Here is a 20,039-nt window from a genome sequence, read left to right on the forward strand (position 1 = left end):
GTTTAGTCGCGGTACGGCGTTAAGGTACGGATCCGCCCTTCGGCGTCATACTGCAGTTCAGTCATTTTTACCGAGCGCAAATGGGTTACCCCTTCAGACAGCACCGAGTCGTGGTAAAACAGATACCATTTACCGTTAAATTCGCAGATAGAATGATGGGTAGTCCAGCCGATAACCGGCTCCAATATGCGGCCCTGATAAGTAAAGGGGCCGTAGGGGCTGTTGCCGGTGGCGTAGCAAAGAAAATGCGTATCGCCGGTAGAATAAGAAAAATAGTATTTACCGTTATATTTATGCAGCCAGGACGCTTCAAAAAAGCGCCGCTCAGTATCACCGGCCAGTAATGGCTGGCCGTGTTCGTCCAGAATGATAATTTCGCGTGGCGCTTCGGCAAATTCCAGCATATTGTCGGTCAGCCGGGCCACTTTGGGCCCCAGCGCCGGTTCATTGGCAGCAGGTTCAGCATATTGTGCATCATAGCGGTTATTGCGGTACTGCTGTAACTGGCCACCCCAGATGCCACCAAAGTACAGATAATAGCTGCCGTCGTCGTCGGCAAATACGGCCGGGTCTATCGAGTAACTGCCCTGAATGGGCTCAGGCTGTGCCGTAAAAGGCCCGGCCGGGCTATCACCGGTAGCAACCCCTAGCTGAAAGCGGCCATCGGCTTTTTTCGCCGGAAAATAAAAATAATATTTGTCGCCTTTTTTTGCCGCATCCGGTGCCCACATTTGCCGCTCTGCCCAGGGTACGTCGTTAATATGCAGCGCTACGCCGTGATCTACTGCAGTAGCTTCCGGGCCGTCCAGCGACAGTACGTGATAATCCTGCATGGCAAAATGATCGCCGTTGTCGTTAAAGGCAATACCCGCATCAATGTCATGCGACGGGTAAATATAAATACGGCCGTCAAATACATGCGCTGACGGGTCGGCAGTGTAAATATGCTCTACCAGTGGCTGCGAAATTGCTTTGGCTTTTAGTGCCTTATAATCGGTGTCTGACATTAGCGTTATTCTCCCTGCAACAAACCGGCCGCGGCGCGCCGCTGGCTTAGCTCTTGTTCAATCTGAATTTCTTTATGCTTATTAATTTCATAAACAAACATGCAGGCCACGCCGAGTAAAAACGGCAGCGCCGCATATAAACTGACCGACAGTTTAATGCCGTTAATGGTGCTCTCTGCCTGGGAGGACAACAGAGCGTCATAGCCGTAGTGCGCCAGCAGGCCGGCCACCAGAGCGCCGCCAATGCTCAGCCCCAACTTAAGACCAAAAATCATCGCTGAAAAAATAATGGCCGTAGCACGGCGATGATTTTTCCATTCGGAATAATCAGCCACGTCGGCAATCATGGCCCACAACAGCGGAATAGTAATACCGTAGAAAAAGCCGTGCAGCAGCTGCGCTAAAAACACCAGGCCAATGGCATCGGGCGGCAGCAGATAAAACAACAAAATAAACAGCGTAGAAATAAACAGCGCCACAGCAAACACATCACGCTTGCCAAACCTGTCGGCCAGTGGCTTGGCAAAGCTAATGCCAATAATCATGCAGATAATGCCACCGGCATTAAACAGGCTAAAACCCGAGGTAGGCGCGTCTTCAGGCCAGAGAAACCCGTTTAAGCCCATACCGGTAAGCATGGCATTAAGCCCGGCAATAAAGCGGTTAAAGCCAATATCGTCCAGAAAACCGGCAATATGGGCTTCGCTAAGATAATGCTCAAAATAAAAAATATACATGCCGCCTTTTAGCGCCAGCGTAATAAACACCAGCACTGTTAACAGCAGCAGAATAAACCAGGGCTTGTTGCGCAGCAGATCACCGAGATCCTGGCGGATACTGGACTTTTGTAATTGTGGTGACTGCACCCGCTCTTTAGTGGTAATAAAGGTGATCAGAAAAAACACTATGCCGGTAATGGCAAACAGCAGCATGGTCTTTTCAAAACCTACAGCTTTATCGCCATCACCGAGGATCAGCACCAGAGGTAGCAACAACGCCTGAATAATAAACTGCGCCACCATTACCGCCACAAAGCGGTATGCCGACAGGCTGTTACGTTCGGCCATATTACCGGTAAGTACGCCGCTTAATGCCGAATACGGCAGGTTATTGGCAGAATACACCAGCACCAGCAACACATAGGTAATAAAAGCATAAATAATTTTGCCCTGCGGGCTGAAATCGGGTGTGCTGAACGCCAGCAAAGCAATAACGCCAAAGGGTACCGCTGTCCACAAGATCCAGGGCCTGAACTTGCCCCAGCGGCTTTGTGTGCGATCGGCAATCAGGCCCATAACCGGATTAAAACAGGCGCCAATTATACCGCCGAAGAAGATAATCGCCGCCGCAGAGCCGGCCGGGATCTGATAAACGTCGGTATAAAAAAAAGCCAGAAAGGTCATCAGTGTCTGAAAGATCAGGTTAGCCGCCAGATCGCCGAGGCTATAGCCGATTTTTTCTGTCACACTGAGTTTTTCTGTCGTGCTGAGTTTTGCTGTGGCGCTTGAGCTAGCTGTTTGCATCTTTGTCTGCCTGTTGATTATCGTTGTTTTTATTCTGTTTTATATGTTGGTACAGGCAACCAGGCCTGAAACTGCCCGCTTACATGCAACAATGCCAGCATATACAACATGCCATCATAGTAACGGTAATGGCCTTCTGGTACTGGCAGCTGCCACAAGGCCTGCACAAATTTACCGGCATCCGGCCGGGTAGCCGCCAGGCTGGCCACGGCATTCATTGCCACTAAGCCACTTTGCTGGGCGTTATCCAGCTTTTTACCGTCCAGGCTGTACTGGCTGCTGTAACTGCTTAACCCTTCACTGACAAAAAACGCCTGCAGCCGGTTGCTTAGTTCTACCGCTCTGGCATCCTTGCGCCACCAGCTCCAGTCAAACGACCAGTTCATTGCCGTGCGCCAGGCATCAAAGCGAAAATCGGCTGACTCGGGCCGCCATGGCGCCGCCCAGGGGCTGCCATCAAAGTTGCCGTAATCCGGCGTCAGGCCTGTGCCTGGATGAGCCGCCTTGCTGAAATAGTCGCGGCTAACCTGCGCGGCCTGTTGCCAGAATGCCCGGTCGGCTTCTGGCCCCATTCTGGCCCACACTTCATAAAAGGCCGGTAAATGGTATGAGGCATCGGTATGATCGGCATTGGCTAAATCGGGTGTAAAGCGCACCATGGCGTATTCAGGATGAAACAAATTCGTGCCGGTTTGGCTGCCACGCCGGGTCTGGCCGGTAATAATGTTGCGGTGGCGCATATGCTGCAGTAATTCATCGGCCCTGGCCTTGTACTGGTAAATACCCGCCCCGTCGCCCCAGCGTACCGAGGCAAAATATAGCGCCGTAGCAAAATATTCTTCGCCATCAGGCGCGGGCATTTCATCCAGTGCCACTCCGTCGGTACCTACAGACCAGGCAAAGTAGCCATAGGCCGGATGCGCCGGGTCGCTATGGTACATATGGCTGACAGCCCAGTTCCACAGCGCATTAAATTCAGCCTGTTTATTCAGTTGCACGGCGATCATCATGCCGTACGACATGCCCTCAGAGCGCACATCATTGTTATTAATATCTGCAATATACGCCTTGGCGCCATGCCCGTTACTGCCATCAGCAAAATACACTGCCTGGCTATCTGGCGCGCCATAAAACAGCTGGTTAAAAGCCCGGCTAATTTTGGCGTTAATGGCCTGCTGGCTGTAGCCCTGCTGAGCAAATAAGTTAGGGTAACGGCCACTAACAGCACTGCCCTGCTCTGCCTGCCCGGGCACTATAGTTGCTGTTTGCCGGTTAGCCGTACAGGCTGCTAACAGAGCTATCAGGCAAAGGCTGCAAGCCAGTAGTGCCGGTTTGTATAACAGCAAAAACTTAGGTGCTGACATCATGGGTATTGCTACTTTTATAATGACAATCTGACCTTACCATACAATGCAAGGCCGCTTAGCGGATTAACGAAATGTACTGAAAGAATTATGTTTTTTAACAAGCACGCTGCTTAAGTACCGATTAAACTTTATGCTGCTTAAAGATAACTACAATAACAGGGGTCACTATTTTGCAGCCTAACTCAGTAAACGCAGCACTCACTGCGACAGAAGCCGATAACCGCGGTTTTATTTTATTTATTACCATAGTCGCCACCTTAGGTGGCTTTTTATTTGGCTACGACAGCGGCGTGATTAACGGCACTGTGGATGGCCTGCAGCAGGCGTTTAACTCACAAAGTGCCGGTACCGGCTTTAACGTAGCCAGTATGCTGCTGGGCTGCGCCGTCGGCGCTTTTTTTGCCGGCCGGTTAGCCGACATTAGCGGCAGGCGTACCTTACTGCAGGTAGCGGCTGTGTTTTTTGTTATCAGCGCCTGGGGCTCAGGCGTGGCTGACAGCTCAGTAGAGTTTGTGTTTTACCGTATTCTCGGCGGCTTGGCGGTGGGGGCCGCGTCGGTAATGGCACCGGCTTATATCTCTGAAGTAGCACCGGCGCGTTATCGGGGCATGCTCACCACAGTGCAGCAAATTGCCATTATCTTTGGCCTGTTTATGGCTTTTATCAGCAATTACCTGCTGGCAAAATTCGCCGGGGCCTCCACCGCAGTGCTGTGGCTCGACTTTGCTGCCTGGCGCTGGATGTTCTGGATGGAGCTTATTCCGGCAGTGCTGTTTTTACTGATGCTGTTGTTTATACCGGAAAGCCCGCGTTTTCTGGTGCTCAGAGGCAAAGCCGCACTGGCAAAAACGGTGTTAACACGGCTGTATGGCGACACTGCCGCAACGCGTAAATTAACCGAGATCCAGCAGTCGCTGGAAGGCAATCATCAACCACAGCTGCGCGATTTAGTGGATAAGCAAAGCGGCAAATTGCGCCGTATTGTCTGGGTTGGCATTGGCCTGGCGACGTTTCAGCAATTAGTTGGTATTAATGTGGTGTTTTATTACGGCGCTGTACTGTGGCAGGCGGTGGGGTTTTCCGAATCAGACGCGCTGTTAATCAACGTGATCAGCGGCGGCCTGAGTATTGCTGCCTGCGTGATTACGCTGCTGGTAATTGATAAAATTGGCCGCAAGCCACTGCTGAAATGGGGCTCAGTTGGCATGGCTATTACGCTGGCTTTGATGGTACTGGCTTTTGCCAATGCCGATCAGGACGCCAATGGCCGCCTGTTGCTGGGCGACTGGGGTATAGTGGCGCTTATTAGTGCCAATGCTTATGTGTTTTTCTTTAATATGTCCTGGGGCCCGGTAATGTGGGTAATGCTGGGCGAGATGTTCCCTAACCAGATCCGTGGCTCGGGCCTGGCGGTTAGCGGCCTGGCACAGTGGAGCAGTAACTTTCTGATCACCATGACCTTTCCGCTATTACTAAGCGGCATAGGTTTAGCCGGCGCTTACGGTTTATACACGCTGGGCGCGCTGTTATCGGTGTTCTTTGTTGCGAAAATGGTGCATGAAACCAAAGGCACCGAGCTGGAAGATATGCAGGGTTAAAGCAGCGTGCACCAGATACAATGGCAACTGCAGTTATAGTAAACGGCTGCAGTGCCAAAAAGCTGGCATTGTTTCATGCACCTGCCAAAGCGCTTGTCAGGTCGTTATTTTGCCTAATATATATCTTCAATGTACCGTGCATCTGGCAAAGCGACGATGACCTATCGATCAATTATCAGGTGAAAAAGCTTCAGCAGCTGGTTACTGCATGCGCTATACTGCACCAGTAGTATGATTATTGGTGAGGAATATGAATTATGGCTGTTGTCCGAAAAACAATTACCTTAACCGAGCAGCAAGGTGACTGGGTAAAAACACGCATTGCCAGCGGCGATTTCACCAACGACAGTGAGTATTTCCGCGACTTAATCCGCCGCGATCAAGCCCGCAACGCCCAGCTTGAAGCAGTACGCGCAGCACTGATTGAAGGTGAGCAAAGCGGCATAAGCCCACGTTCTGCTGATGATATTTTGCAGGCCGCAAGAGCAAGGCTGAAAGCCGATGGCACGATACCGGCTTAGTCATAGCGCAGATCAGGATTTTTTTGACATCTATATCTATGGGGCGCAGACCTTCGGTGTTAAACAAGCTGAAGCCTATACTGCGGGTATGCAACTACGTTTTCAGGAAATTGCCGAAGCGCCCCATTTGTATCAGGCTGTCGACAATATCAGGCCAGGGTATCGCCGCAGTGTGTACGGCGTTCACGCAATTTATTACCGCCAAGACGGTGCAGATGTACTGATCGTTCGTATTCTACGAGCACAGAATCTAACCACAGCGCTTACGGAAGATATTAGTTAGCACAGCCCAATCCCCCAGCATCTGGTTTTGCCTTTAAACAAACTAGCAAAAGGAATGGCATGCATAAATTTTTAATATTATTTTTAGTTGTCATGACTAATTATGCTCACGCAACTCAGCAGATTAAAGAAACATATATTATTGATGGTGAATCATTTGGTCTAGATATGGGGCCTGGAGATGTAAGTCCTCTTAACTCACTATACACCTTTGAAGAAATTCACTTAATGTTGGAATCAGAAGGTTGGTGTTCTGCAAACTGGCGAGGTTATAAAGGTACTTGGGAAGTTAAAAATAACCAATTGTTTTTAAACGCTCTAGTTAAAGGAGCTTGCTCTGAGAATCCTCCATTAGTTGATCCGGTTTTATTCTTCGGTGAAAAATCTTATCCACTAAAAGCAAAATGGTTTAGTGGAAATATTAAATTACGACTATCTCCCGACACATATAAATATTGCAAAACCGATGGCAACACAAAAAAAATGATCGGTTATGAATATGAAGCCATGGTATATGAATTCTCTAATGGCGACTTTGTGTATAAGTCAAAGCAGTTAATTAAAGAAACATGGGAGCATGCTCTGGAGAGCTGCCTAACGGAGCGTTGATATGCCGTTCAGAGGTTTGGAGACGCAGTAATTGGCAGTGAACAACTGCCGATAAACTGAGTTTTACTGTTTTTTATATGCAGTTTGATTATACAAAAGAATTTCCGGCTGCCCCGCAACTACGCTAAAACTGACTTCAACCCCGGTATCTTCATGTACATAGGTATTTTCACCCTGCACTGCTGTTAACGGATAAATATCGCCATTGGGGAATTTAACTGCAATCCCGTCAGCCTCCGCCACTGGAATAATGTCCACCTGCCAACCTGCTGCAAAGGGATATTTGCCGATAAACACGGCCTGCTCTTCCAGATTAACTTTACGCTTATTAAAAGATTTGCCTTTAAAATTAGGCCAGTTATAGACAAATGACGCTGCCCTCATCATTTCAAACCCAACACTATAGCCAGCATCGGAGTTTGTCATAAATACTGCGCCATCCCCTGTTTCGGGATACATTACCATAAAGCATCTGTAACCCTGGGTGCCACCACCATGCTGAAACAAGAATTGCTCACCTTCACCGGCAACGATAAATGTCATTGCCGGTTGCCCGCCAAACTCTTCTGATAGATCCTGGTCCGGCATTACCGGGGCTAACATTTCTCTGGCGGAGGCTTGTGACAGCAAATGACTTTGCCCTTTATATGCCTTACTGGTTTCTATCGCCAGCTTGGCTAAATCGGTTGGTGTAGACCACAGTCCGGCAGCAGCTTGTTCAGGATGCACCCGCCAACTGCCGTCTATCATCTTGCCCGACGTTTCGTGGCCTAAAGCTACTTGAATACCGTCCTTTTGCGGATAATCCATAGCAAATGAGCTGTTTTGCATACCCACTTGCGATAACATCCAAACATCCATAACACGTTCAAACGGTTGTTTGAACGTATCACTTAAGGCTATTTCGGCAAGGGTGTACCCCGCGCCTGAATAGCGAACTATAGTGCCTGGTGTTGTCTCAACACTGGCAGCTTTACTTGTCGCTGGCGCATCGCCGTTAAACGTTTGAATATCCGATGGTATTTCGGTACCTTTTTCATAGCCCTGATAACCTCCTGCTGTTAAACCGGAACTGTGATCAAGAATGTTTTTAAACGTCACAGGAGCCTCAGACGTTTGCTTGCCTTTCGCTAAGGTCAACGATGTTAAATATGTCGCGATATCGGCATTAATATCGATAACGCCCTGGTCTTTCATTCTCATCACAGCAAATGCCGTTGCAGGTTTTGCAATAGACGCCGCCTGAAACACTGTGTTGACAGTAACAGCCTGCTCTGAAGTTGCAGAGACAGTGCCGTAGCCCTGGGCCCAGGATACTTCTCCGTTTTGGATCAGGGCGAAACTTATACCAGGCACTTTGTGATGTAACAACCGTTCATTTATTGCAAAAGTGCTTACCCTTTCCTGTTCAAACTTAACAGGAAGACGCAAACCTGTTTCAACTGCAGCCTTTAGTGCCGCTGTGCCAGGCTCAATATCAACAGTGTTTTTAGCCTGAGCGATATTGGTGCTGACAGCCAATATTAATAACAAATACTTCTGCATATTTTCCTCAGTAGGGTTGCTCACATTTGAACGCAACGATAATGACCAAAGGCAGAACAACAGGCATGATTTCCCGATGACTTTTTATGACCTTTAATGACCTGACGTGGTGAACATGTTAAGTTCTGCCCTCCACAGGGACAGCAAGGGTTAAGCAATGCGTTGGCAAATTGAAGGTTTTGTTTTTTGTGATCAGCAACAGTCGCTAACGCATGATGGTAAAAGGCAACAACTGGAACCTATTCTGGTTGAATTACTCAGCTACTTTTGCAATAACCCGGATAACATCATCAGCAGAGACACTCTGGTTGAAACAGTATGGCTTGGCCGCACAGTAACAGATAGCGCCGTGAACAGAGCCATTACCAAATTGCGGCGTTGTTTTGCAGATGATCCCAGAACCCCCAGATTTATCGCTACCTTTCCGAAAAAGGGCTATAAATTTATTGCTGTAGCTAACAGAATAACACCCGATGATACAACTACTTTGCAACCAGGCAATACAGCTTTGCCTGTGCGCACAGCCCGGCGCCAAGCATCGGGTAAATGGCTCCTTTATACCACTGCTGCCGCCATAGCCGTTGCTATCGGCTTGTTGTGGTATCAGGGTAGCGACAAGGCCACTTCATTGTTTACTGCAGCAAAACCCCTTACCCGCTCTTCAGGGCAAGAATGGCAACCACGGATTTCACCCGACCAGCAATACCTGACATACACCGAAATTGTTTCCAATAATATGCAGTTGTTTATCAAGAAGTTATCTGACGGCCATACAATAGAAGTGATGTCAGAAGCTGAGGCCAATGCCTGGGTTGGACCTGCCAGCTGGAGCCCTGCAGGTGATAAAATTGTTTATCTGGTGGCGACTAAAGATTACTGCCGCTATTACCTGCAAGCATTTGACGCTATGACACTAGGCGAGCCACAGCTAATTCACAATTGCCCTGCCGGTAGTTACGGCAAAATTGCCTTTACGCATAGCGATAACCTGTTAGTTTTTACTGAACGCTCCGCAGCCAACGCGCCCTACGTGCTATTTGCATTTGACCTGGCAACAGGCAAAAAGCGCAAACTTAACCAGCCACCACTGATACTGGCTGGTAATGTGTCGTTCGATTTGCATCCAACGCAAAACAAACTGCTGGTGTCCTCCGTAGACGAGCAAATGTGGGAGCGTTTTTATAGCCTCGACCTGAACACCGATACAATAAAACTGCTGTTTAAGCTAAACAGCTACATCTGCTGTGGTATTTGGGATCATAGCGGAAAGCGCGTAGTGTTGATGGGTGAACACCCGGCAGTACAACTTATTAGCTACGATCTGCAAGGCACAGACCGGCAGGTAATTTATGCCGGCTCACAACAATTACATGCACCGGAACGGCACCCGAATGGCCGCGACTACGTCTTTGCCGCTGGCAGCAGCAACCTCGATGTGCATTTCTATAGTTTTAGCTCAGGGCAAACACAACAGATTACCAATACGTCTGTGGATGACAGGTTGGTGGTGATCAGCCCACAGCAGAACAAGGTGGCCTACGTCGGGCTGGCAAGTGGCACAGAAGAAATCTGGCTGGCAGATAGCGATGGCAAAAATCAGCGCCAGCTGAGCCATTTTGCTGATCAACGGCATTTCCTGGATTTAACCTGGTCACCAGATGGCAAACAGCTGGCGGCTCTGATGCTAAACGAAATCCATCTGTTTGATATCAGCCATAACAGCAACCGGGTTTTGCTGATCCCACAGACAGAGATCCGTGCTATATCTTTTCAGGATCAGCAAAAGCTGTTTTACAGCGTAAAGCAAGACGGCAACTGGCTTGTTAAACAGTACAATCTTGCAACCAATGAAGTCTCAGCCACAGAGAGTAAATGGCAGTTTGTCCGCTTCGCTGTCAATGCTGACGATACCTTGTGGTTGGATCAGCAAAACAACCTCTATACAGGCGCAACTGCTCAACCGGCAGAACTGCCTCAGCCCGACAGTCTTAATATCATGGCAGGGCGACATTTTAATTTACGAAAACTCGGCGCCAACTGGTACTGGCAACTCTGGGACAACGATCAGTATCAGCTCTATAGCATAACGGCAGAACACCAGCAGCCCCAACCGCTGCTGCGCTCCGACAGCCCGCATTTTGATCTGTCTGAAACCGGGATTTTTTACCATGTTGCCGAGCAGCGCAATACTGATATCTTTCAAACCGTAGCGCTGAAGTAGCACATCACCATAAATCCCGTTATATAAAAAAGCCCGGCAAGCCGGGCAACAACAACGGGGTAGTACAACCTTAGCGGTACAGCACCAGATTAACCTGGTTTTCTAACCTTTCTTGCTGGCCGCTCACTGCTTGCGGGTTCAGTTGCTCACGCGCGACCATATCAGCCAGTGATTGCAGGCTGTGCTCACCGCTCTGAATGGCTTTACCCAGCGTGTTACTCCAGCCAGCGTAGCGTTTGGCAACTGCGGCGCTGAGGAAGTCTTTTTCCAGCAAGGTAGCGGCGCGTTTTAATGCCATGGCCAGATGGTCCATGCCACCGATATGGCCGTAAAACAGATCGTAACGATCGACACTTTGGCGGCGTAACTTAGCGTCGAAATTAAAACCGCCGGTAGATAAACCGCCCGATTTTAAAATTTCGTACATTACCAGGCTTAACTCTTCCACGTTGATAGGAAACTGATCGGTATCCCAGCCATTTTGTGCGTCACCACGGTTAGCATCGATGCTGCCAAAAATACCCAGCGAAATAGCAGTTGCCACTTCATGGTGGAAAGAATGGCCTGCCAGGGTGGCATGGTTGGCTTCGATATTAACTCTGAACTCTTTTTCCAGGCCATACTGCTTTAAAAAGCCGTACACTGTTGCTGAGTCATAATCGTACTGGTGTTTAGTGGGCTCTTGCGGTTTAGGCTCGATCAGTAAGGTGCCTTTAAAACCAATTTTATGCTTATGCTCTACCACCATTTGCATAAAGCGGCCCAGTTGGGCTCTTTCCTGGCGCAGATCAGTGTTAAGCAGTGTTTCGTAGCCTTCACGGCCGCCCCACAGTACATAGTTATCACCGCCCAGCCGTTTGGTGGCGTTCAGGGCGTGAAATACCTGGGTAGCGCCGTAACTGAACACTTCAGGATCGGGGTTAGACGCGGCACCGGCGGCATAGCGCGGGTTGCTGAATAAATTCGCGGTACCCCACAACAACTTAACGCCGGTTTGCGCTTGCTTTTGTTCCAACACATCTACCATGGCCGCGAAATTATTCACGTACTCTTTGATGCTGTTGCCTTCGGGCGCTACGTCGATGTCATGGAAACAGTAATACGGAATACCTAACTTTTGGAAAAATTCAAAGGCGACATCGGCTTTGTGTTTTGCCTGTTGCATAGCATCACCGGCTGCCAGCCAGGGACGGTTAAATGTGGGCTGGCCAAACACATCCTGGCCGTTCCAGCAGAAGTTATGCCAGTAACAGGCTGCCATACGCAGGTGTTCTGCCATGGTTTTACCGAGGATTTTTTCACTGGCGTTGTAATGTTTAAATGCGAGGGGATTGGTGCTGTCAGCACCTTCATAGGCGATTTTATCTACTTTATCGAAATACTGAGCCACGCTGCTCTCCTTGGTTTTGCACATATGCTGCTGGTGTAATGTTGGGCAATGATGCGGCTTATCACAATTATGTTTTTTCAGAGCCATCTTGTGCTTTTCAACATAATTGCCGTCATCATTGCTGCTGTAGCGTTGTTGGTTGCGTGCCTTCGCCCCAATCACATAGTTTACTATGCTCATGGGGCTCATCCGCTTGCTGCCTGGCTACAACAGCAATGATTCAGGCAATATCAGCTCTGCAGCTGTAACTTAAAAATGCCCGGCCAGGCTCTGGTACAGTGCCTTGAATTTGCTGTAGCGCGGCAATAGCGCGGCATGGCGCTGGCTGTCGGGCAGATGCCGGCTTACCAGCTCAGGTTGCGGGCAAATATCGGCCATTAGCGTGTGCGGCTCCATTGCCAGCTGCGCCAGCCTGGCAGCGCCCAGTGCAGGCCCCACTTCACCGCTTTGGCGAAAGCTAAGCGGCAGGTCTAATATATCTGCCAGTAGCTGGCGCCAATAGGCGCTGCGGGCGCCGCCGCCAATAAGGTTAATTTCTGTCGGCAGCAGGCCGCTGGCATGCACGGCATCGGCCCCCTGCGCCAGGGCAAAGCTCACACCCTCTAACACCGAATAGGTAAGCGCTTTGCGATCTGTACTGTGGCTTAAACCAAACCAGACGCCTTTAGCATTAGGGTTATTGTGTGGCGTACGTTCGCCAGATAAATAAGGCAAAAACAGTGGCAGCTCTGCAATATCGGCACTTATATCAGCAGTTGTATCAGCACTGGCCTGCTCCAGTTCGGCTAACAGTTCAGCCACCGGGGCATGCGCCACCTGATCGGCGTACCATTGCAGGCAACTGGCGGCACTTAAGGTTACCGACATTAAATGCCAGCTACCGGGTAATGCATGGCAAAAACTATGCACTGCCGACTGCGGATTCGCCATAAACCCATCGCTGACCGCAAAATACACACCCGAGGTGCCAAGCGACAACATTGCCTGCCCAGCACGGACAATACCTGCGCCAACAGCGCCGGCGGCGTTATCCCCCCCACCGGCAACCAGTGGTACTTCGGCCATACCCCAGCGCTGTGCCAGTTCCGGCAGCAAAGTACCGGTGATCTGGTTGCCTTCATACAATTGCGGCATTTGGCCCCGCTGTAAACCGCAGGCCTGCAGCAGTGCATCACTCCAGTCCCGTTTGGCCATATCCAGCCATAAAGTACCGGCCGAATCAGACAGATCAGAGGCAAAATCACCGCTTAAGCAAAAGCGCAGGTAGTCTTTTGGCAATAATACTTTTGCGACACGGGCGAAGTGCTCTGGCTCATTTTGATGCAACCATAACAATTTTGGTGCAGTAAAACCGGGCATGGCCAGGTTGCCGGTAAGCTGCTGCAATTGTGGCACCTGTTGCTGCAACTGCTGGCACTGCGCAAAAGCGCGGCCATCGTTCCAGAGTATCGCCGGGCGGATTACCTGGTTGTTGCTGTCAAGCAAGGTGGCGCCATGCATTTGCCCCGCCAGCCCGATGGCTTTTACCCCGGCTAACGACTGGCGCTGGCTTAGCTGGGCCATGCATTGCTGCAGGCCGGCCCACCAGTGCTGTGGGTCTTGCTCTGACCATAACGGATAAGGCCGGCTTACCAAAAGTTCGCTACTGCTGCTGTCAATAACGCTGCCGGTGCTACTAAGTAAAATAACCTTTATGCCGGATGTGCCTAAGTCTATACCTATGTACATTTGCAATAATTATCCGAATGTTAGCGCTGATAAACGCATCTTTGATGAGCCTGCTGTCAGCAGCAATTACGAAAATTCATAATTAATGGCTGAATTATGTTTTCTGGTTTGCCTGCCGCGCTGGCTGGTCTAATATTGAACACGCTTGCACTATTTTAGTTAAAAATACAAAACAAAAATAATAACCAGATAAACCAGACGGGGCGGGGATATGTTTAAGGCCAAACACAGCATTACGTTGTTGTTTAATGCGAACAAAGTTTACGATAGACAGGTTATTGAGGGTATAGGGCACTATTTGCAGTCATCTAAAGTGGATTGGGATCTGTATCTGGAAGAGGATTTTCTCTGCCGGCTGGAGCATATTCACGAGTGGAGCGGCGATGGCATTATTGCCGATTTTGATGATATGAATATCCAGCGCGCTTTGGCAGGTACAGTTAAACCGCTGGTTGGTGTTGGTGGGTCTTACACCAATGCCGCCGATTATCCGGCAGTACCCTATGTCGCTACCGATAACTACGCTTTAGTGCAAAGTGCCTATGAGCATTTAAAACGCAAAGGGCTGGATCGCTTTGCGTTTTACAGTGTGCCGGTTGATGAGCACCACCGCTGGGCAAAAGAGCGCGAAAATGCCGTGCGCACGCTAACGGCGCAAGATGGTTACGATTGTCAGGTATATCAGGGCCACTGCACCCGGCCGGAAACCTGGCAATATGCGATGAACCGCCTGACCGACTGGATCCAGGGCCTGCCCAAACCAATTGGCATTATTGCCGTAACCGACTCACGCGCCCGCCATTTGTTGCAGGCCTGTGAGCATGTTGGCATTATTGTGCCGGACAATATCGCCATTATTGGTATCGACGATGATGATATCGCCCGTTACCTCAGCCGCATCAGTTTAAGCTCGGTAACCCAGGGTTGTTTTGAAATGGGCTACAAGGCTGCCAAGTTGCTGCATATGCAACTGAATAATATTGATGTCGGCAATAAGCGTATTCTGGTGCCGCCGGTGGGCGTGGCTTCGCGCCAGTCTACCGATTTTAAAGCACTGCGGGACCCTTATGTTATTCAGGCTATGCATTACATTCGCCGCCATGCAACCCGTGGCGCCAAGGTTGAACAGGTTACTGACTTTGTTGGTATTTCGCGCTCTAACTTAGAACAACGCTTCCGCTCAGAGCGTGGCCATTCTATTCACACAGAATTGCATAACCAAAAGCTGACCAAAGCCTGCAAAATGCTGAGAGAAACCGAGGTTAATCCCACCGAAATTGCAAAAATGTGCGGTTACCCATCGTTACAATATATGTATGCCGTTTTTCAGCGCCATTTCAGCCAGACACCGAAAGAGTACCGTACTGAGCGCAATGACGCCTTTAACGGCATGGCGGTAAATGATTAACCTGAACCGCTGCTATTTGCCCGGTTAGCGCTTTGCGCAAAAAACGCACAGCGCAGACGTATTTTCATAACACTAAGGCCATTGATGAATATGGCCTTTTTTCTTTTAATGACACTACCTTTTTATGTAACGGGCCAGCGCACAGGCTGCCCCGGCATTGACAGCGGGAGTGTTATAAATGACAAACAACTATCGGACGGTGTTACAACAATCAGTACTGGGGCTGGTATTTTGCTTAAGCGCCTGCCAACCCGCTGTGGATACAGCAGCAAACCACACCACTGAGCCTGTACCAGCACCTGCAGCCGCACAATTTAACTGGTTTGAATATCAGGGCCTTGACCCGCTGTTTGCCGAGCCATTAGCGCAGGGCACCTATCAAAACCCGGTACTGGCAGGTTTTTTCCCTGACCCCAGCATTACCCGCAATGGCGACGACTATTATATGACGGTGTCGTCTTTTACTTACACGCCCGGGCTGCCCATTTTACATAGCCGCGATCTGGTAAACTGGCAGCTTATTGGTTATGCGCTAACACGCCAGTCGCAAATGGAAATGGCTGGTCTGCAGGTGTCGCGCGGTATTTTCGCCCCTACGCTGCGTTACCATAACGGCACTTACTATATTATCACCACCGTGGTAGACAGAGGCGGCAATTTCATTCTTACCGCTACCGATCCGGCTGGCCCCTGGTCTGATCCCATCTGGCTACCTGAAGTGGAAGGTATTGATCCGGATATTTTCTTTGATGACGATGGCAAGGTATATATTGCCCACAATGGCGACCCCGTCGAATCATTGTACGAGGGCCATAAAGCCATTTGGTTATGGGAGTACGATTTAGCAAACCAGAAAATTATCGCCGACTCGCAGCGCTTATTGGTTAATGGCGGCGTTGACTTAAGCACTAAGCCGATCTGGATTGAAGCCCCGCACCTGTATAAACATGATGGCTGGTATTATTTACTCTGTGCCGAAGGCGGTACAGCAGATCAGCATTCGGCGGTAATCTTTCGCAGCCGCAGCCTGACCGAACCCTTTGTACCCTACAGCGGCAACCCTATTCTAACCCAGCGCGATCTGGCACCCGAGCGGCCGGATCCTATTACCACCGCCGGCCATGCCGACTTTGTACAACTGCCCGATGGCAGCTGGTGGGCGGTATTTCTGGCCAGCCGCGCCTATCAGGAACGCTATTTTAATACCGGCCGTGAAACCTTCTTATTACCGGTTAGCTGGCAGGATGGCTGGCCGCATATTTTACCGGCCGGTGAAGCTATACCCTACCGCCCTGCCGCCCCGGCCAGCCTGGCCAGGCAGACTGTGTCGCAACCACTAACCGGCAACTTTAGCTGGCGTGACGACTTTAGCGCAAACACACTGGATTTAAACTGGAATACGTTGCGTAAATATGACCAAAGCTGGCTTAACCTGAGCAACCAGCAACTTACACTGCAGGCCGGTGCCACCGGGCTGGATTCTTCCGAGCAACCGGCTTTTATTGGCCGTCGCCAGCAACATACCCATTTTGATGCCAGCACCAGCCTGACACTGCCTGCCGGGCAAGTTTCTGCAAGCCCGTTTTCTGCCGGAATAGTAGCGTTTCAAAACGAGCAGTATCACTACTATCTGGGTATTAAAACCCACGGTGAGCAGGTGAGCATTTTTCTGGAACAGGCCAATGGCGGCGCACCGCAGCAAATAGCCAGCCAGCCGCTAACCAGCGCCACTGACCAAATCCGCCTGAAAATAAGCGGCCGCGCCGGTAGCATCAACTTTTATTACGCAAAGGGCAACGATGACTGGCAAGCGCTGGCAGGTACCCAGGACGCCACACTGTTAAGCACGCAGGTAGCCGGTGGTTTTGTTGGCACTATGCTGGGTTTACATAGCCGACAGGAAACCGGGGGTAACTGATGAAACCCTCTTTATTACAGCACTGTTTACTGCAGTGCTGTTTACTACTGTACTGTGCGCTGTTTAGCCTGCAAATATACGCCTTACCGGGTGATTATCTGGCACTGACACCCGCTAAGGCTGATTTTGCGCTGGTAGGCAAAAACAGCCAGGCCACCATTCTGGTAGCAGAGCAAGACCATAAAGGCTTATTGCGGGCGGTTAACAGCCTGCAGCAAGATATTGCCAGGGTTAGTGGTAAACAGCTGAGCATCAGCTATAAGGTAGAAGCTGAGCCAACCGGGCAAGTGCTGATTATTGGCACTTTGGGCAACAACCCGTTGCTGGATCAGCTGGCAGCGGCAGGCAAGCTGGATAGCAGCGCTATTGCCGGCAAGTGGGAAGCCTATCTTATTCAAGTGATAGAGCAACCGTTGCCGGGCGTAGCACAAGCTCTGGTTATCGCAGGCAGTGACAAACGCGGCGCGATTTACGGCGTGTTTGATCTGGCCGAAACCCTTGGCGTTTCGCCGTGGCACTGGTGGGCCGACGTACCGGTAATCAAACGCGAGCAACTGTATATTAAAGCGGGCACCGCCTTTACTGATGCACCAAAGGTAAAATACCGCGGCATTTTTCTGAACGACGAACACCCGGCATTAACAAACTGGGTACACGAAAAATTCGGCGACTATAACAGCCTGTTTTATATCCATGTATTTGAGCTGTTACAAAGGCTTAAAGCCAACTTTTTATGGCCGGCAATGTGGAACAACGCCTTTGCCGATGATGATCCGCAAAATGCCGTTCTGGCCGATGAAATGGGCATAGTGATGAGCAACAGCCACCACGAGCCGATGATGCGCGCCGACAAAGAATGGAACCGTTACGGCGAAGGGCCGTGGGAGTACTCTACCAACCGCGACAATATCTATAAGTTCTGGCAGCACGGCGCGAAGCGGCATAAAAACCTGGAAAGTATTTTTACGCTGGGTATGCGCGGCCAGGAAGACGAACCAATGAGCGAAGGCGATAATATTGAATTACTGCAGCAGATAGTGGCCGATCAGCGCACTATTTTGCAGCAAACCTTTACTGATCGCCCGGTTGAAACCGTGCCGCAGGTATGGGCACTGTATAAAGAAGTACAGGGCTTTTACGAGCGCGGCATGCGGGTACCAGACGATGTTACCCTGCTTTGGGCCGACGATAACTTTGGTAATATCCGCCGTTTGCCCACAGCCAGCGAGCGTAGCCGGGCCGGTGGTGCCGGCGTGTATTATCATTTTGATTATGTTGGCAGCCCCCGTTCGTATCGCTGGATTAACACCGTACCGATGGCGAAAATATGGGAGCAAATGCAGCTGGCCTGGCACTATCAGGCTGATCGCATCTGGATAGTGAATGTCGGTGATTTAAAACCGATGGAATTTCCGATTGATTTCTTCCTGCGTATGGCCTGGAACCCGGACGCTTTTAACGCGAACAATTTGCAGCAATTTGCTGCTGACTGGGCCACGCAACAATTTGGCCCTGAACATGCCACTACCATAGCAGAGCTGATCCAGGGCTACACCCGGCATAACGGCCGCCGCAAACCTGAAGCCGTAGAGCCCGGCACTTACAGTATTTTTCACTACAATGAGGCACAGCGCATAAGCGATGAACTGGCGCAACTGGTAGCAACAGCAGATAAAGTACAGCAGCAGTTAACCCCAAAGCTGCATGATGCTTATATTCAGCTGGTTGCCCACCCGCTAAAAGCCAGCCAGGCGGTGTATGAGCTAAACCGCGCGGTGGCAATAAACCAGCTGCACGGCGCACAGGGCCGGGTAACCACCAACTACTGGGCGCAGCAGGTAAGGTTTTGGTTTAACCGCGATGCCGAACTGACAGCACAATATCATAGCCTGGGCAATGGCCGCTGGAACCACATGATGTCACAGCCGCATATCGGTTTTACTTACTGGCGTAACCCACCGGCTAACCTGATGCCCGTTGTCTCGGTAGCTGAACCTATGGCGGTGGCTGATATGGGCGTAGCCGCCGAAGGTTCGCCGCTGTCATGGCCAATAAGCGAGTATCAGGGCCAGCAACTGGCACTGGATCACTTTTATCCGCATGGCCAGCAACAACGCACTATCGAAGTGTTTAATAAAGGCACAGTGCCGTTTGAGTTTAGTGCTAAAGCCTCGGCAGACTGGGTAAAACTGAGCCACAGCAGCGGCCAAATTGCTGTTGAGCAACACATTGCCGTATCCGTTGACTGGAGCAAAGCCCAAACCGGGCTGAATAACGCCGAAGTGCATATTCAGGGCACCGGCTGGGGCGGGGCAAAAATACAGCTGGCTGCCATAAAACCCGCTACAACCGCAACACAGGGTTTTGTTGAAGCTGATGGCTATATTGCTATCGAAGCCGCCAGTGGCAAAACGGTTGCCAATAATAAGCAAGCCTGGTGGCTGGAAATTCCGGGCCATGGCCGTACGCATTCTTCGATGTCGGCTATGACAGTACCGGATTATCAACCCGGTGCGCTAAAACAGGCACCTTATCTGGAATATCCGCTGTTTTTTCATAGCACCGGCACTTTTACCCTGCACAGCATAGTGGCACCAACGCTGGACTTAGTGCCGGGGCGCGGCCTGCGTTTTGCCGTGGCGCTGAATAATGACCCGCCGCAACTGGTTGATACGCTGGCCGATAACAGCCAGCAGGTGTGGGAGAAGTCGGTACTGGATGGTGTGCGTATTATCAAAAGCCCACTGCAGGTAACTAAACCCGGAACCCATACACTGCGTATTTATCTGGTAGATCCGGCGCTGGTACTGCAAAAACTGCTGATTGATACCGGTGGCCTTAAACCCAGTTATCTTGGCCCACAAGAAAGCAAACGGCTGCGCTAGCAGCTGTTTGCTGCCAGGCCACAGTAATTTTGCTCAA

General features: G+C 50.3%; 14 protein-coding genes. 8 read left to right on the plus strand and 6 right to left on the minus strand.

Annotated features, from left to right (window positions below):
* Positions 1–2: 2 nt before the first annotated feature.
* From J3B89_RS03430 to J3B89_RS03440, 3 genes are read right to left on the minus strand one after another with little or no spacing between them, the layout of a single operon-like run.
* On the minus strand, positions 3–1,007 hold the full coding sequence (locus tag J3B89_RS03430; RefSeq protein WP_215396092.1) for a glycoside hydrolase family 43 protein: 1,005 nt from the start codon (positions 1,005–1,007) through the stop codon (positions 3–5).
* A gap of 5 nt (positions 1,008–1,012) precedes the next feature.
* Positions 1,013–2,530, minus strand: coding sequence for an MFS transporter (locus J3B89_RS03435; protein ID WP_215396093.1), 1,518 nt, complete (start codon positions 2,528–2,530; stop codon positions 1,013–1,015).
* 29 nt (positions 2,531–2,559) lie between these two features.
* Complete coding sequence (locus tag J3B89_RS03440) at positions 2,560–3,897, minus strand: family 8 glycosyl hydrolase (RefSeq protein ID WP_215396094.1); 1,338 nt, start codon at positions 3,895–3,897, stop codon at positions 2,560–2,562.
* A 170-nt stretch (positions 3,898–4,067) separates the two neighbouring features.
* Between J3B89_RS03440 and J3B89_RS03445 the strand changes: the two genes are divergently transcribed.
* The 4 genes from J3B89_RS03445 to J3B89_RS03460 all read left to right on the plus strand — a co-directional run bounded on the left by J3B89_RS03445 (position 4,068) and on the right by J3B89_RS03460 (position 6,907).
* Positions 4,068–5,495, plus strand: a complete 1,428-nt coding sequence (locus tag J3B89_RS03445) for a sugar porter family MFS transporter (protein WP_215396095.1) — start codon at positions 4,068–4,070, stop codon at positions 5,493–5,495.
* A gap of 257 nt (positions 5,496–5,752) precedes the next feature.
* Positions 5,753–6,016, plus strand: coding sequence for a type II toxin-antitoxin system ParD family antitoxin (locus J3B89_RS03450; RefSeq protein ID WP_215396096.1), 264 nt, complete (start codon positions 5,753–5,755; stop codon positions 6,014–6,016).
* Positions 5,997–6,299 carry a type II toxin-antitoxin system RelE/ParE family toxin gene (locus J3B89_RS03455; protein ID WP_215396097.1) on the plus strand — a complete coding sequence of 101 codons (303 nt, stop codon included), beginning with the start codon at positions 5,997–5,999 and terminating at the stop codon, positions 6,297–6,299. Before J3B89_RS03450 ends, J3B89_RS03455 begins: the two co-directional genes overlap by 20 nt.
* A 59-nt stretch (positions 6,300–6,358) precedes the next feature.
* Positions 6,359–6,907 (plus strand): hypothetical protein, encoded by a 549-nt coding sequence (locus J3B89_RS03460; RefSeq protein WP_215396098.1) that lies wholly within the window; start codon positions 6,359–6,361, stop codon positions 6,905–6,907.
* Between the two features lie 63 nt (positions 6,908–6,970).
* Here J3B89_RS03460 and J3B89_RS03465 read toward each other — a convergent pair whose 3' ends face one another.
* Entirely contained in the window at positions 6,971–8,452 is a 1,482-nt protein-coding gene (locus J3B89_RS03465; RefSeq protein WP_215396099.1) for a serine hydrolase domain-containing protein, read from the minus strand.
* 157 nt (positions 8,453–8,609) lie between these two features.
* On the opposite strand from J3B89_RS03465, the gene J3B89_RS03470 reads away from it, so the two are divergent.
* The gene (locus J3B89_RS03470; protein ID WP_215396100.1) at positions 8,610–10,673 is read left to right on the plus strand and encodes a winged helix-turn-helix domain-containing protein; all 2,064 of its coding nucleotides are present in this window, start codon (positions 8,610–8,612) and stop codon (positions 10,671–10,673) included.
* Positions 10,674–10,743: 70 nt separating this feature from the next.
* On the opposite strand, the gene xylA is transcribed toward J3B89_RS03470, so the two are convergent.
* Positions 10,744–12,243, minus strand: coding sequence for a xylose isomerase (gene xylA, locus J3B89_RS03475; RefSeq protein WP_349814182.1), 1,500 nt, complete (start codon positions 12,241–12,243; stop codon positions 10,744–10,746).
* Positions 12,244–12,312: 69 nt separating this feature from the next.
* A complete protein-coding gene (gene xylB / locus J3B89_RS03480) occupies positions 12,313–13,791 on the minus strand; it encodes a xylulokinase (protein WP_215396343.1) in 1,479 nt (492 codons plus the stop codon).
* Positions 13,792–14,002: 211 nt separating this feature from the next.
* Between xylB and J3B89_RS03485 the strand changes: the two genes are divergently transcribed.
* From J3B89_RS03485 to J3B89_RS03495, 3 genes are all read left to right on the plus strand, one after another.
* Positions 14,003–15,199 (plus strand): XylR family transcriptional regulator, encoded by a 1,197-nt coding sequence (locus J3B89_RS03485; RefSeq protein ID WP_215396101.1) that lies wholly within the window; start codon positions 14,003–14,005, stop codon positions 15,197–15,199.
* 178 nt (positions 15,200–15,377) lie between these two features.
* The gene (locus tag J3B89_RS03490) at positions 15,378–17,117 is read left to right on the plus strand and encodes a glycoside hydrolase family 43 protein (RefSeq protein WP_215396102.1); all 1,740 of its coding nucleotides are present in this window, start codon (positions 15,378–15,380) and stop codon (positions 17,115–17,117) included.
* On the plus strand, positions 17,117–20,002 hold the full coding sequence (locus J3B89_RS03495; protein WP_215396103.1) for a glycosyl hydrolase 115 family protein: 2,886 nt from the start codon (positions 17,117–17,119) through the stop codon (positions 20,000–20,002). Before J3B89_RS03490 ends, J3B89_RS03495 begins: the two co-directional genes overlap by 1 nt.
* Positions 20,003–20,039: the final 37 nt, after the last annotated feature.

The sequence above is a fragment of the Rheinheimera oceanensis genome, assembly GCF_018831085.1.
In the GTDB taxonomy this organism is placed as follows: Bacteria; Pseudomonadota; Gammaproteobacteria; order Enterobacterales; family Alteromonadaceae; genus Alishewanella; species Alishewanella oceanensis.

Excerpts from the sequence above, each read along its gene's own strand:
- J3B89_RS03430 (WP_215396092.1), bottom strand. The coding sequence starts at position 1,007 with ATGTCAGACACCGATTATAAGGCACTAAAAGCCAAAGCAATTTCGCAG.
- J3B89_RS03435 (WP_215396093.1), bottom strand. The coding sequence starts at position 2,530 with ATGCAAACAGCTAGCTCAAGCGCCACAGCAAAACTCAGCACGACAGAA.
- J3B89_RS03440 (WP_215396094.1), bottom strand. The coding sequence starts at position 3,897 with ATGATGTCAGCACCTAAGTTTTTGCTGTTATACAAACCGGCACTACTG.
- J3B89_RS03450 (WP_215396096.1), top strand. The coding sequence starts at position 5,753 with ATGGCTGTTGTCCGAAAAACAATTACCTTAACCGAGCAGCAAGGTGAC.
- J3B89_RS03455 (WP_215396097.1), top strand. The coding sequence starts at position 5,997 with ATGGCACGATACCGGCTTAGTCATAGCGCAGATCAGGATTTTTTTGAC.
- J3B89_RS03460 (WP_215396098.1), top strand. The coding sequence starts at position 6,359 with ATGCATAAATTTTTAATATTATTTTTAGTTGTCATGACTAATTATGCT.
- J3B89_RS03465 (WP_215396099.1), bottom strand. The coding sequence starts at position 8,452 with ATGCAGAAGTATTTGTTATTAATATTGGCTGTCAGCACCAATATCGCT.
- J3B89_RS03470 (WP_215396100.1), top strand. The coding sequence starts at position 8,610 with ATGCGTTGGCAAATTGAAGGTTTTGTTTTTTGTGATCAGCAACAGTCG.
- xylA (WP_349814182.1), bottom strand. The coding sequence starts at position 12,243 with ATGAGCATAGTAAACTATGTGATTGGGGCGAAGGCACGCAACCAACAA.
- xylB (WP_215396343.1), bottom strand. The coding sequence starts at position 13,791 with ATGTACATAGGTATAGACTTAGGCACATCCGGCATAAAGGTTATTTTA.
- J3B89_RS03485 (WP_215396101.1), top strand. The coding sequence starts at position 14,003 with ATGTTTAAGGCCAAACACAGCATTACGTTGTTGTTTAATGCGAACAAA.
- J3B89_RS03490 (WP_215396102.1), top strand. The coding sequence starts at position 15,378 with ATGACAAACAACTATCGGACGGTGTTACAACAATCAGTACTGGGGCTG.
- J3B89_RS03495 (WP_215396103.1), top strand. The coding sequence starts at position 17,117 with ATGAAACCCTCTTTATTACAGCACTGTTTACTGCAGTGCTGTTTACTA.